This is a genomic window from Rhodococcus sp. C3V (assembly GCF_029269915.1).
In the GTDB taxonomy this organism is placed as follows: domain Bacteria; phylum Actinomycetota; class Actinomycetes; order Mycobacteriales; family Mycobacteriaceae; genus Rhodococcus_F; species Rhodococcus_F qingshengii.
On the sequence record NZ_JARJBE010000083.1, the window covers coordinates 1 to 373 of the forward strand.

Genomic DNA, 373 nt, shown 5'->3' on the forward strand with positions numbered 1-373 from the left:
ATTGCGTTCTGGTCGGATGCGTTGGCTGATCTTCCGGAGCAGTTGGATCTGCCTGGTGATCGTCCGCGTCCCGAGATTGCTTCAGGGCGCGGCGCCAATCACAGTTTCACCATCGAACCGCAGCTGTGGTCTGAGCTGGACGAACTGGCCAAGGCAACGAACGCAACTCCGTTCATGGTTGTTCACTCGGCTCTGGCGGTGCTGTTGGCACGACTGTCCGCGACGACCGACATTGCGATCGGTGCCCCGATCGCGGGTCGTGGTGAAGCCGAGCTCGATGACGTGATCGGTATGTTCGTCAATACCTTGGTGCTGCGTACCGAGGTTGATCCGTCGATGTCGTTTGCCGAGTTGTTGGCGTCGGCGCGTGAGG

At 60.1% G+C, this 373-nt stretch carries 1 protein-coding gene; it reads left to right on the forward strand.

Going from position 1 to position 373, the window contains the following annotated elements; all coding sequences use genetic code 11:
• A partial coding sequence (locus P3G66_RS31885; protein ID WP_276117896.1) for a condensation domain-containing protein occupies positions 1–373 on the forward strand: 373 nt, incomplete at both ends.